Source organism: Chenggangzhangella methanolivorans, assembly GCF_042648545.1.
GTDB lineage: Bacteria > Pseudomonadota > Alphaproteobacteria > Rhizobiales > Methylopilaceae > Methylopila > Methylopila methanolivorans.
Map to the genome: position 1 here is coordinate 352,711 of NZ_JBHRXS010000006.1, position 11,194 is coordinate 363,904.

The window sequence follows — 11,194 nt, forward strand, 5'->3', positions numbered from 1 at the left end:
GACCCTTGGGCCCGCCGCCAGCCCCTCACGCCATGGAGGCCGAGATGGCCCAGACGAAAATCTCGACGGCGAAGCCGGGCGAGAAGGACGACGCCGGCAAGGCGCCGGCGAACATCCCCGCCGCAACCGACTTCTCGACCTCGGGCGCGCCGCGACAGGTTACCGACTTCGACCCGTCGCACCCGGCCGTGGACGACAACCCGCGGAAGGACACCACGCTCGACCAGAACCGGATCGACTTCAACGACCCGACGCTGAGCGAGAGCGAGGCCGTCGCGAAGGCGATGGCGGAGCAGGGGTCGGGCGACATCGCCAAGATCCCGGACGCCGACAAGTAAGGCAGACCCATGCTGACCGTCGTCACTCCCGCGGCCTTGCGAAGGCTGACGACGGTCGAGCACGTTCGCAACGACCTCGGCCTGACCGAGGGCGACGCCGACGACACAAAGGTCGAGCGCCTGATCGACCAGGCGACCGCAGTGGCTGAACGGTTCTGCCGCCGAGCCTTCGCGATTGAGACGGTGCGCGAGACGATCCGTGGCTGCGCAATCGATCACGTGATGCGGCTCGAGCGCGCTCCCGCCTTCGCCGTCCGGTCGGTCGCGCTGAACGGCGGAACCGTCGACGCTCTGGAGTACGAGCTCGACGGCGTTTCGCTTTATCGGCTGAGCGCCAGCGGCTCACGCTTCGCGTGGCGCGGCTCGATGTTGGTCGTCGAATACGACGCCGGCTTCGTGCTCCCCGGCGATGAGCCGGTCGCGGGAGCACAGGACTTGCCAGCGGACGTCGAGCTCGCGGCCATCCGCCTGGTCGGCGCGATCTTCTCGGCTTCAAGCCGCGACCAGCTGATCAAGAGCGAGGACGTCGACGGCGTGAGCTCGGTCTCCTACTGGGTTCCCGGGACGAAAAGCTCTCTCGCGTCGCCGGAAGCCGAGGCCCTGCTGAAGCCCTATAGGACCGTGAGGATCCGATGAAGCCGGCCGCCGCGCGTGCAGCTTACCGCCGGCAGCTGAAGGCCCACGGCGAAATCGTCTCACTGCGCCGCGAAGTGCCCGGAGGCCTGAAAGTGGCTGAGGGCCTTCGCGCCCGCGTGATGGGCTTCGACGCCGAGGAGATCGCCAGCGGCCTCAACCAGGGCGGCCGCAAGATCATCTTGCTCGCCGAAGACGTCGAGGCCGCGGTCGCGGCGGGAAACTGGCCGGCTCCAGCCGCGGGCGCAGTGGCCGTGCTGAGGAACGACAGGATCGTTGTCCGTGGTCGCGCTTGGGTCGTGCAGACCGCCGACGACAGCACGCGGCGGGTCGCCGGCGTCCTGATCGCCTACGAGGTCGCGGCGACCGGCCTCTAGTCCGCCTTCCACCTGAGAAGCAGGGGTTCAGCGATGATCAAGATCTTGATCGTCCTGTCGGCGATCGCGCTCACGTCTGCAGCGACGGCGCAGTCATACACGCCGTGGAAGCAGCCCGACGGATCGAACATGTCGGGCTCTGTCCTCAACTGCGCGATGGGGGCAGGCCGCCTCGCAACTCCTTGTGGCACTCCGTCCGCGCCGATCACCAGCGCCCCGGCCGTGCCGACGTGGATCGCAGCCTCGACGAATACTGTGAGCTCGGCAAACACCTACCAGCAGCTCTTCGCCGCCGGCCAGGCGCTTCGCGGCGGCTATATCGTCAACACGAGCGACCCGGGCGACGAGCCGATCTGGGTCGACATCACGGGCGCGACAGGCGCGACGCTCGGCAACGGCGCGATGCCGGTTTATCCGGCGGCGGCGGCCGGCACTGCGCCCGGCGCTTGGCGCATCCCGCCCACCACCTCGGCCGTGACGATCTACGGCCCTGCCGGCGCGACTTTCCGGGCGGTGCGCGGATGATCCGCCGCGCTGTAGTCCTCGCCGCCCTTCTCGTCGCCGCGTCGGCGGCCGCGCAGGACGCCGGCCCGCCGTCAGCGCCCGCGACGCCCGGCGCCATGCAGCACGGCTCGCAGTGGGGCTACGGCGCGCTGCGCTGCGGCGCGAATGTCGAGTGCGCCGACGGCGTCATCAGCGTCGCGCCGCCCGGTGCTGGCCCCGCAGGCCCTCAAGGGCCGCGTGGTGACGTTGGCCCCTCTGGTCCGACTGGTCCCGTGGGCCCAGCTGGTCCGCGCGGTGCCCAAGGCGTCGGCGAGACCGGGCCGGCCGGCCCGGCTGGCGTTTCAGGCCCCGTCGGACCCGTTGGTCCGCAGGGCGAGCGCGGACTGCTTGGTCCGGCTGGCGCAGTGGGCGCGAAAGGCGATGCAGGTTCGTCCGGACCGAAGGGTGACGTGGGCCCGGCAGGACCTGCGGGCGCTGCCGGCGCGCCGAAGCGCGTCGAGCGCTACACGGCGACCACGAACGCTGCCGGCGTCGCCGTCTTCAGCTGGACGGCTTGCGCGGCCCCTCCGGACGTTCAGGTCCTCGAGACGTGGTCGGGAGACGCGCAGATCGGCGGCTCGATCACGGCGCAGAGCCTCGGCGGCGCGACGGTGCTGGCCAAGGTCTCGCGCGGCACGCTCTTGCTGAGCGCCGGGCCGTTCCAGACGGCCGCCGCCGGCGTTGCCGTGACCGTGCGGGTCATCTGCTGATGAGCCTGCGCAGCCGCCTCGATCCGATCGACCGGGACATCGACGCGATCCTCGCCGAAGATCTGTCGCCGCAGGCGCGATCGTCAGCGCTCGCCGACGTCGCCCGGGGCGAGCTTCGAGCCGCGCAGGACGTCAACGCCCGCGCCATGGGCGGCCGCACGCCGCCGCACGACACCTTTGTGGACGGCCGCCGCGGCGCGATCGAGGACAGCGTCTCGCCGCAGGGCGTCATCGCCTACGAGTTCACGCTCCTCGAGGAGCTGTTCGCTTGGATCGCCGATCAGCTCGTCACGCATGCCCCGGTGCTCACCGGCAAGTTCTCGCGGTCCTTCGCCTTCTTCGCCGATGGCGTCGAGGTGTCCGAAGGCGCGCCTGCGCCCCAGGCTTCGGAATACGTCTTTCTGAACCTGCAGCCCTACGCCCGGAAGATCGAGCGCGGGCTGTCCTCGCAGGCCCCCGACGGCGTCTTCGAGGTGCTTGCCGCGATGGCGGCGGCCCGCTTCGGCAACGTCGCGCGCATCCGCTTCGGCTTCCGCTCCGTCCCGGCTGGCGCGGTCGGCGAATGGGCGGCGCGCACGAACCTTCAGTCGAGGGCGTCGTCTCGTAACCGGCCCGGCGCTCAGCGCACGGACTGGCTGACGCGCCAGCCCGCGATCGTCATCACCACGGGGCGATAAGGGGCCCGGACCTTAGCTCACCTTCGCCTTACGAGCCGGCGCAGCGGCGCCGCAGTTCTTCTTCATCCCGGCCTTGCGGACCGCCTCCTGCTCACCCTTAAGACGGGCGATCTCGGGGGCGATGTTGTCGCCGGACATCGACGAAACCGGCAGGCCGATGAGGATCACGCCGACTGTATCGTTGGCGCGGGCCTTCTCCTGCTGAGCCGACGCATGCGCCAGCGCGGTGCTCAGGCGCGAGCCTTCTTCGCCCAGCTGGACGCATGTGTAGCTCTGATAGCCGACCTCGCTGACATAGGCCGGGGCGATGCTTTCGGGGGACTTGGCGCAGGCGGCGAGGCTGACGCAGGCCAGGGCGACGAGGACGAGACGCATAATTTCATGATCCGCTGGAGTCGAACTCAGGCGGATGTCGCACAACGCAAGATCGTCTCGCATCCGGGTTTCTACGTACCTCCTCGCATTCTGGAGAGGTATGGTTTCGGTGCCATGGCGGGTCGATCGATCGCTTCCCCCGGAGCTCGGACATGGTCGCGAAAGTCGTCGCCGAGGCGATCGAAACCCGCCTCGCCGCCATCGGCCTGCCGGTCGTCGGCCAGAACGTTCAGGACGGCGCGCCGGCCGACGGGAGCGCCTTCCTTCTCGTCCAGTATCCGGTCACGAACGCCGAGCCGATCAGCGTCGGGGCACCGGGCGAAAACCTCTACCGCGACGAGGGCGGCGCGCGCGTCGTCATCAGCGTGCCGTCGGGATCGGGCCGCGACCAGGCGCTCGACTGGTCGGATGAGATCATCGCGCTCTTTCGCGGCCACACTGACGGCCATCTGGAGTTCCTCGCCCCGGCCGGCGGCCCGATCGACGATCGGAACGACAACGGCGCTTATTTCCAGCTGACCGTCGCCCTCCCGTATCGGTTTGACCAATTCGGATAGGTCGATAGGCTCTTTTGCTCAGCCGAACTGGTCGAAGCGGTAGTTGCTGGCAGACCATCGCGATCTCTGAGGATCGACCTCCAAACATCTCGACAGAGAGGCTCTCGACATAGTCGCGGGCCTCTCTTCGTTCGGCTGACCTTCGGGGTCAGGCCGGACCGTTACGCCTGCGCGTCAGACAGGTTTCGCCGGCCCGCGCCGGTTTTCAGCCGTGGAGACCCCGATGGCCGACCATTCCAGCACCCGCACCGCCTACATTAAGGAGGTGACGCCCGGCGTGACGCCGGCGACCCCCGTCTTCAAGATCCTGCGCGCCACGCGCGCCGGCGGTCTCCGCACCAACAAGGAGACGGCGGAGAGCGAGGAAATCCGCGAGGACGGCAACCTCGCGGCGCTTATCCAGACCGGTCAGGCTGTTTCGGGCCCCTATCCGTTCGAGCTTTCCTACGGTCTGCTCGACGACTGGCTCGAAAGCGTGATGTGCGGGACGTGGAGCACAAACCAGCTCCGCAACGGGCGGGTCGTGAACTCCTACACGGTCGAGGAGACCCGGCGCATCGGGACAAATTCGTTCTCGCGCTTCACCAACGTGATGGCGTCGCAGCTCGACCTCGAGGTGACGGCCAAGCAGAAGATCACCGGCACTCTGCAGCTGATGGGCGTGCGTGAGACGCTCGCGGCCGCGATCGTCACCGGAGCGACCTATGGCTCGGCCTCGACCGAACCGATCATGTCGGCGGGCGCGAGCGTCGGCGCCATCACCTTCCCCGGCCTTCCGGCCGGCGGCAAGATCCGCTCGTTCAAGCTCTCCATCGCCAACGGCCTGCGCGACCAGCCCTACATTGGCTCGCTCTACTCGGACGGCTTCGGCCTTGGGCAGGTCAAGGTCACAGGCGAGGCGGAGGTCTATTTCTCCGACCAGGCGATTTACAACGCCAGCCTGCAGCACACCGCCGGCCTCGTCTCGCTGATCCTAGGAAGCGCGGCGAACAAGAAGTACAAATTCGACGTCGGTCAGGCGCAGATCGGAGACGGCGAGATCGTCGCCGGCGGCAACACCGACGACATCATGGCGCGCATGCCGTTCACCGGCGTCTTCGACTCGTCGACGAGCGCGACGCTGTCGGTCGCCCGCGCGGTCACCTGACGCAGCTTCGACCGCGCCTGCCCCCTCAAATCTGGAGACCTCCATGCCCAAGGACGTCATCATCGTCGCGGCCTTCACCGGCTATCCGGACGGTCAGACGGAGCGCGTCTTCACGCCTTCGCCCGAGCCCGTCAGCGTCCCGAACGAGTTCGCGGACATCATCGTCGGCAACGGTCAAGCCAGGTGGCCCAATGCCGCGAAGGCGCCGGCGAAGAAGCCTTCGGCGACCCGCGCGAAACCGCCGGCCGAGGACAAGCCTGCGGACGCCAAGCCGCCGGCCAACGACACCCCCGAACCCAAGCCCGCCAAACCCGGCGAGGCGTCCGAAGGAGACGACGCTTGAAACTGTCCGCCATCCGCAGCAGCGGCAAGAAGGCTGAGAAGGGCGCATGGGTCGACGGCCTGCCCGGCGCCGGCGATCTCGCGCTGCAGGTCCGCGCCTTTGGCAACAGCGACTATGCCCGTCGCCGCCTCGCGCTTTACGAGGCCGAGCCCGCCGAGAACCGCCCGCGCGGCGTGCTTCTCCCCGATATCCAGAAGCGCCACGAAGACATCCTGCTCGTCGAGACCATCCTGACGGGCTGGCGTAACCTCGAGGATGACGAAGGCCCGATCACCTATTCGTCCGAGCGCGCCGCGGAGCTGATCGGCGAGCCTGACAGCGACTTCCGCCTTCTCGTCGTGACCGCCGCCAATTCGGTGAGGGACGCTGGCAAGCTCGACCTCGAGGAAGCCGCGGGAAACTCGAAGAAGCGCTCCGCTGGCGACTGACCTGGGGCAGCCGGGCCGGCTGGCTGCTTGAAAGCTGGGAGGAAGAGCGCGCCCAGCTGCCGCCCGACGAGGCGGTGCGCCATCCGATGCCCGCGGCTCTCATCGCAGAGCCGCGGCTGCCGGACGCCCTGCTGTTCTACCTCGAGGCGTTCTTCGACCTGACGAATGACCGGGCCGTCGGCATGGGCGGCGCGGGCGCGATCCCGTTCGGGGCGATCGACGCTTGGGCGCGGCGCTACAACGTCTCGGGCGACGCCTTCGATAGGCTGAAGGATCTGATCGGCCGGATGGACAGGGTCTGGTCGGATCTCCGTCAGGTCGAGGCGAGCTGAGGCTCGTCAGGGCTCGAACCGGAATAGGCGCGCTTGAGGTCGTCGGCGTCGCGATAATGCGTGACGCCGTTCGAGGACAGCACGTCGACCGAATTGTCCGAAAAGAGCGTCGCCGGAATGCCGTCGACGACGATCTCGCGCACCCTCTCCCGGTTACGCTTCGGCTGGTAGGGATCGGCCGGCAAAGAATAGGGATTAGGGGCGTGCGTCATCCCCAATGACGCGCTGTCCCGAAGATAACTCTTCAGATTATCAATCCCGTTCTGGATGATGCCGCCGATGATCATGGCGTAACCGCCAAGAATAACGTTGTTGGCCATGGCAATCGCATGGACGTTTGCGACTTCGCGAACGCCGCCGAAATCGCCGTAAGAGCCGACGCGAACCGTCACGCCGGCGGCCAAGAACAGCCAGCCGGCTCCAGTGGCAAGAATACCCATCCAGACCAAAAACATTCGGGCGCTCCATGGCCAACATTAACGTCATCCGGACGGTGACCGTTCGCGGTCGGCCGGAGGGCCTCGATACCCTTGGCGCGGCCATGGACCGCGTCAAGCGCGGCTATGGCGAGGTCGCCTCGGCAGCCGCCGCCGCCGGCGGCGCGACAGAGACGTCCGCTCGCCGCTCGCTGAGCGCCAGCCAGGCCTGGGACCGGCTGGAGGCGCGCACGGACCCCGTCGCCCGGGTCTATCGCCAGCTGACGCGCGACATCAGTGTCGCCGACCGGGCGCTCGGCCAGGGCGTCATCAGCCTCGACGCCTATGGGGCCGCGGTCGAGCGCATGAAGCGCGGGATCGAGAGCGCGGGCGTCGTCAACCTGCCGGCCGTCGACCAGAGCGCCCTGAACGCGAGCCTTGGCGTCTTGCCGGACAGCATGCGCGCCTCCGCCCGTGAAAGCGCTTCGGCGTTCGAGGCCGAGTTCGCGCGGCTCGACGACATCGCTCGCATGCGCGCCGAACAGGCAGGCCGCGCCTTCCGCGACAGCTTCGACAGATCGATCGGCATCGGTGCCCCCTCGGCCACGAGCGCCGGCGCAACCTTCGGCGCGCTCGACGAGCTCGCGCAGCGCGAGGCCGAGATCGAGGCGGCTCGACGCGCGCAGGCTGCCGCGACAGCCCAAGCGTCATATGCGGACAGCTTTGGGATCGGCCGCGTTGCGCCGTCCGCCCGCGCATCCGCCGGCGTATTCGAGGACGCGCTCGCAGAGACTGAGCGCATGGAAGCAGCGGCTTCGGCGCTCCGCGCGCAGCTAGATCCCCTCTCGGTCGCACAAGCGCGCCTGAACGCCGAGATCGCGGAGTATCGTGGGCTCGCAGCTGCGGGCGTCATCACCACGCGCGAACTCGACGGCGCGACCGCCATGGCGCAGGGCCGCTTTAACGAGACCGCGCAGCGCATTGATCGGATGGGCAAGGCGGCCGGCGGGCAGGCGTTTCAGTGGGGAAACCTCTCCTATCAGATCAATGATGCGGCCACGATGGCGCTGTCGGGCTCGGGAGCTTTCCAAATCCTGGCGACGCAGGGTGGCCAAGTCTTCCAGATCCTGCAGGATGCGCCGGGCGGGGTTGTCGGTGGCCTGAAAGAGATCGGATCGGCGGCGCTTGGCCTGCTGACGCCCGTTAACATGATCGGCGTCGGTATGGTCGCCGCGACGGCCGGGATCGCCGCTTGGAGCCTCAGCGGCGGCCGCGCCGTCGAGTCTCTCGACGACAGCTTCAAGCGCCATGCGGACACGATCCGCGAGGTCAACGATCTCTATGGCGTCACAGGCGCGAAGCTCGACGAACTCGCGGACCGCGCCCCGAACGTTCTCGACGCGCTCGCGCAGATCAATCTGTCGAAGCTCCGGGCCCAGATCGAGGAGCAGACCGCGGCCGCGCTGCGCGCGATGGGTTCCGGCTCCGACCAGCAGCCAGCCCTCGACCCGATGGGCTTCGGTACGGGTTTCAACGACCAGCCTGTGTTCTCGGTCGACGGTCGGTTCGGTCGGTTTCGCGCCGAAATCGAGACGCTTCGCGAAAGCTTCCGGCAGGGAACGCCCGATGTTCTCGGGTTCGTGGCCGCGATCTCCGACCGCCGAAACCAGAGCCGGTTCGAGGACGAAAAGCAGGACGCTGAGGCGCTGCTCGGCGTCGTCAAGGACCTCGAAGCGACGGCGCGTCGCCTTCCCTCCGCGCTCGACGCGACGCGGGGACAAGACGCGGTCGACGAGCGCGACTTCTTTAACTTTCAGGATCGCCAGCGCGATCTTGACTTCTCTCGAGCGCTCGACCGACAGAACGCCGACGACCTCGCTCAGACGGCGATGGCCTTCGATCTTCGCGCCATCACGGCGCGGACGACGGCCCAGCGTGCGGCGCTTGCGGCCGATCGCGCTTATGCGGAGGCGATCGGCGACGTGACGCAGGCGCACCGCGCCGACGCCGCTGCGGCGGACGCCAGCCGCCTTGTCTATGCGCAGGCGGCCCGCGAGCAGGCCGACTTTACGGCGGGTCGGAACGAGGCCGCGCGCCAGCGAACCGCCGGCGCCGAGCTTGAACTCGCCTCGATCGGCGCGAGCGCCGCGGCGAGCGACAATCTGCGCTTCACGCTCGACGCGGTCGCCGAAGCGCGCCGCCGCGCCTACGACCAGACCGGCTCGTTCGAGATCGGTGCGGCGGAGCTTGAGCGTATCCGCCGCGAGGCCGACGTCTGGTCGGGTCTCCAGCAGATTATCCGCGAGACCAAGCTCGCCTACGACCTCGCGAACGAGGCCCGCCGCGCCGGCATGACGCGCAGCGAGCGTTCGGTCTATGACCAGCTCGATCGGGCCGGCATGTTGACCGCCGGCGAGATCGCGACGCCCGAAGCGCGCGCGATGGCGGACCGCATCCGCGCGACCGAGACCTATGCGGCGCAGACGCAGCTTGTCCGCGAGCTCACCTTCGAGACGCAGCAGCTTCAGCGCACCGAGACTGAGCGCGCGGTCTACGCCCGGATGAACGGCGCGGGACTGCTCGACCAGTACGGCGAAATCAGCGGCGCGACCAACAAGGCGATCGCCGACCAGATCCGGCTGAACGAGACGCTTGGGCAGGTCCAGCAGGCCTACCGCGGCATCGGCCGCGAGGCGATCGAAGCGCTCGCGAGCGGCGACTTCGGCGGGCTCGCGCAGAGCTTCCTCGACCGCACCAAGAACCTGATGCTCGACCGCGCCGGCGAGCAGCTCGACAACATGCTGATGTCGTCGGTCAGCAGTATGTTCGGCGGCAGCACGACGACGATCGGAAGCCTCTTCGCGGGCAAGCCGGACGGCTCGTCGGCGGCTCGGGCGCTGTTCGTGCAGATGGTGGGGTCGATCCCCGGCCTTCCGGGCGCTGGCGGCCTGCCGTTCGGGATCGGCGGCGTCCCGTCGTTCGCCGGCCTTGCGGCCAACAACAACTACATCTCGCGTTACACCGGCCTGACGGCCGGCCCGATGGCGACGTCGATCACGCCCAACTCGCGCGTGTCCAGCGCTTTCGGCGCGATGGACTGGCTCACCTACGCCAACCAGGGCGCGACGCGCAGCCAGCCGCTCGACCCGAAGCTCGTCAACGCCTTCTCGTTCCTGCAGGATCGCGGGATCCAGATGGAGGTTTTTTCCGGCGGGCAGCCGGGGATCGGGTCCGGCCTCCCGCGCGTCGGGTCGACGCGCCACGATCATGGCATGGCGGCCGACGTCTTCTTCTCACAGAACGGCCGTCGGCTCGACTGGGCGAACCCGCAGGATCAGCCGATCTTTCAGGACATCGTCAGCCAGGCGCGCGCGAACGGCGTTACCGGCTTCGGCGCCGGGCCGGGCTACATGCAGCCGGGATCGATGCATGTCGGCTACGGCTCGCCCGGCGTCTGGGGCGCGGGCGGCCGCGGCGCGACCGCTCCGAGCTGGCTCCGCAACGCCTACAACTCGCCGGCACCGACCCAGAGCATCGATCCCGGCGCCGTCAACGCCGCCAACCAGAACGTCCAGCAGTTCGGCGCGAGCGTCGGCCAGGCGACGCCGCAGGTCAGCACGCTCGGCGGCAACCTCGGCCAGCTGACGCAGTCGATCGGCCAGACGCAGTCGAGCCTCACCTCGGGCGGCGGCGGCCTTGCGGGCGCGGCCTCGAACCTGACGACGTCGAGCGCGCAGGTCGGCCAGGCCTCGACGGGCTTCGCCGGCGGGCTTCAGCAAGGGTTCGGTTCGATCTTGACCGGCCTCGGTTCGATCGGGTCGAGCCTCGGCGGCCTCTTCGGCGGCGGCGGCGGGGGCGGTCTGCTGGGCGGTCTGCTCATCCCCGGCATCCTGCATTCGGGCGGCACCCACGCGGACGCGTTCTATGGCCGGGCCTATCCCGCCTCGGCTTTCCGCGGAGCGCCCCGCTATCACACCGGCTTCGGCTCGAACGAGTTCCCGGCCGTGCTCGAGCGCAGCGAGCGCGTCCTTACCGGCGCGATGGACCGCCGCGCGACGCGCGCGATGGCGGGGCTCAGCGAGGTCGCCCGCCGCGGCGCGCCTGCGGCCGCGAATGATCGTGGCGGCGGCGGCCGTCAGGAGATGGTCGTCCGCGTGATGGTCGATCCCTCGGGCGAGTTCGATGCCCGGGTCGAAGAGGTCTCGAAGAAGACCACCGCGCGCGGGATCCGCCAGTTCAGCGATGGGCCGGACTTCACGGCGAAGGTCGAGCGCGCGCAGCGCCGCAACAAGACCCGCCGGGTCTCGGGGACGTAAAC

General features: G+C 68.9%; 15 protein-coding genes. 12 read left to right on the forward strand and 3 right to left on the reverse strand.

Translation table 11 applies throughout. The features are described 5' to 3' along the window. Positions 1-44: 44 nt before the first annotated feature. The 3 genes from ACFOWB_RS12920 to ACFOWB_RS12930 all read left to right on the forward strand — a co-directional run bounded on the left by ACFOWB_RS12920 (position 45) and on the right by ACFOWB_RS12930 (position 1,348). On the forward strand, positions 45-338 hold the full coding sequence (locus ACFOWB_RS12920; RefSeq protein ID WP_261402619.1) for a hypothetical protein: 294 nt from the start codon (positions 45-47) through the stop codon (positions 336-338). Between the two features lie 9 nt (positions 339-347). Further along, positions 348-974: a hypothetical protein gene (locus tag ACFOWB_RS12925; RefSeq protein ID WP_261402620.1), complete on the forward strand. Its 627-nt coding sequence runs from the start codon at positions 348-350 to the stop codon at positions 972-974. A 92-nt stretch (positions 975-1,066) separates the two neighbouring features. Continuing rightward, positions 1,067-1,348, forward strand: a complete 282-nt coding sequence (locus tag ACFOWB_RS12930) for a hypothetical protein (protein ID WP_261402621.1) — start codon at positions 1,067-1,069, stop codon at positions 1,346-1,348. On the opposite strand, the gene ACFOWB_RS12935 is transcribed toward ACFOWB_RS12930, so the two are convergent. After that, on the reverse strand, positions 1,345-1,620 hold the full coding sequence (locus tag ACFOWB_RS12935; protein WP_378147680.1) for a hypothetical protein: 276 nt from the start codon (positions 1,618-1,620) through the stop codon (positions 1,345-1,347). The two genes, ACFOWB_RS12930 and ACFOWB_RS12935, sit on opposite strands and share 4 nt — an antisense overlap. Between ACFOWB_RS12935 and ACFOWB_RS12940 the strand changes: the two genes are divergently transcribed. The 3 genes from ACFOWB_RS12940 (at position 1,604) to ACFOWB_RS12950 (ending at position 3,278) form a co-directional block, all read left to right on the forward strand. Then, on the forward strand, positions 1,604-1,873 hold the full coding sequence (locus ACFOWB_RS12940) for a hypothetical protein (protein ID WP_261402623.1): 270 nt from the start codon (positions 1,604-1,606) through the stop codon (positions 1,871-1,873). The two genes, ACFOWB_RS12935 and ACFOWB_RS12940, sit on opposite strands and share 17 nt — an antisense overlap. Positions 1,874-2,301: 428 nt before the next feature. Beyond that, positions 2,302-2,601 carry a hypothetical protein gene (locus ACFOWB_RS12945; protein ID WP_261402624.1) on the forward strand — a complete coding sequence of 100 codons (300 nt, stop codon included), beginning with the start codon at positions 2,302-2,304 and terminating at the stop codon, positions 2,599-2,601. Continuing rightward, positions 2,601-3,278 carry a hypothetical protein gene (locus ACFOWB_RS12950; protein ID WP_261402625.1) on the forward strand — a complete coding sequence of 226 codons (678 nt, stop codon included), beginning with the start codon at positions 2,601-2,603 and terminating at the stop codon, positions 3,276-3,278. The genes ACFOWB_RS12945 and ACFOWB_RS12950 overlap by 1 nt, the downstream gene beginning before the upstream one ends. 12 nt (positions 3,279-3,290) lie before the next feature. On the opposite strand, the gene ACFOWB_RS12955 is transcribed toward ACFOWB_RS12950, so the two are convergent. Next, a complete protein-coding gene (locus ACFOWB_RS12955) occupies positions 3,291-3,653 on the reverse strand; it encodes a hypothetical protein (RefSeq protein WP_261402626.1) in 363 nt (120 codons plus the stop codon). Between the two features lie 152 nt (positions 3,654-3,805). On the opposite strand from ACFOWB_RS12955, the gene ACFOWB_RS12960 reads away from it, so the two are divergent. From ACFOWB_RS12960 to ACFOWB_RS12980, 5 genes are all read left to right on the forward strand, one after another. Beyond that, entirely contained in the window at positions 3,806-4,210 is a 405-nt protein-coding gene (locus ACFOWB_RS12960; RefSeq protein ID WP_261402627.1) for a DUF4128 domain-containing protein, read from the forward strand. 223 nt (positions 4,211-4,433) lie between these two features. Further along, complete coding sequence (locus tag ACFOWB_RS12965; RefSeq protein WP_261402628.1) at positions 4,434-5,357, forward strand: phage tail tube protein; 924 nt, start codon at positions 4,434-4,436, stop codon at positions 5,355-5,357. Positions 5,358-5,400: 43 nt separating this feature from the next. Continuing rightward, positions 5,401-5,700, forward strand: a complete 300-nt coding sequence (locus ACFOWB_RS12970) for a hypothetical protein (protein WP_261402629.1) — start codon at positions 5,401-5,403, stop codon at positions 5,698-5,700. Further along, positions 5,697-6,128 carry a hypothetical protein gene (locus ACFOWB_RS12975; protein ID WP_261402630.1) on the forward strand — a complete coding sequence of 144 codons (432 nt, stop codon included), beginning with the start codon at positions 5,697-5,699 and terminating at the stop codon, positions 6,126-6,128. The genes ACFOWB_RS12970 and ACFOWB_RS12975 overlap by 4 nt, the downstream gene beginning before the upstream one ends. A gap of 86 nt (positions 6,129-6,214) precedes the next feature. Continuing rightward, on the forward strand, positions 6,215-6,460 hold the full coding sequence (locus ACFOWB_RS12980) for a phage tail assembly chaperone (protein ID WP_261402631.1): 246 nt from the start codon (positions 6,215-6,217) through the stop codon (positions 6,458-6,460). Here the strand turns inward: ACFOWB_RS12980 and ACFOWB_RS12985 are convergent. Beyond that, on the reverse strand, positions 6,442-6,915 hold the full coding sequence (locus ACFOWB_RS12985) for a hypothetical protein (RefSeq protein WP_378147685.1): 474 nt from the start codon (positions 6,913-6,915) through the stop codon (positions 6,442-6,444). The genes ACFOWB_RS12980 and ACFOWB_RS12985 overlap by 19 nt on opposite strands. Before the next feature lie 11 nt (positions 6,916-6,926). Here ACFOWB_RS12985 and ACFOWB_RS12990 point away from each other — a divergent pair, with 11 nt between their 5' ends. Next, positions 6,927-11,192: a phage tail length tape measure family protein gene (locus tag ACFOWB_RS12990; protein ID WP_378147687.1), complete on the forward strand. Its 4,266-nt coding sequence runs from the start codon at positions 6,927-6,929 to the stop codon at positions 11,190-11,192. Positions 11,193-11,194 lie beyond the last annotated feature (2 nt).

Coding starts and splice junctions, on each gene's coding strand:
- ACFOWB_RS12965 (WP_261402628.1), top strand. CDS start 4,434: ATGGCCGACCATTCCAGCACCCGCACCGCCTACATTAAGGAGGTGACG.
- ACFOWB_RS12990 (WP_378147687.1), top strand. CDS start 6,927: ATGGCCAACATTAACGTCATCCGGACGGTGACCGTTCGCGGTCGGCCG.
- ACFOWB_RS12920 (WP_261402619.1), top strand. CDS start 45: ATGGCCCAGACGAAAATCTCGACGGCGAAGCCGGGCGAGAAGGACGAC.
- ACFOWB_RS12950 (WP_261402625.1), top strand. CDS start 2,601: ATGAGCCTGCGCAGCCGCCTCGATCCGATCGACCGGGACATCGACGCG.
- ACFOWB_RS12955 (WP_261402626.1), bottom strand. CDS start 3,653: ATGCGTCTCGTCCTCGTCGCCCTGGCCTGCGTCAGCCTCGCCGCCTGC.
- ACFOWB_RS12980 (WP_261402631.1), top strand. CDS start 6,215: ATGCCCGCGGCTCTCATCGCAGAGCCGCGGCTGCCGGACGCCCTGCTG.
- ACFOWB_RS12985 (WP_378147685.1), bottom strand. CDS start 6,915: ATGTTTTTGGTCTGGATGGGTATTCTTGCCACTGGAGCCGGCTGGCTG.
- ACFOWB_RS12925 (WP_261402620.1), top strand. CDS start 348: ATGCTGACCGTCGTCACTCCCGCGGCCTTGCGAAGGCTGACGACGGTC.
- ACFOWB_RS12960 (WP_261402627.1), top strand. CDS start 3,806: ATGGTCGCGAAAGTCGTCGCCGAGGCGATCGAAACCCGCCTCGCCGCC.
- ACFOWB_RS12970 (WP_261402629.1), top strand. CDS start 5,401: ATGCCCAAGGACGTCATCATCGTCGCGGCCTTCACCGGCTATCCGGAC.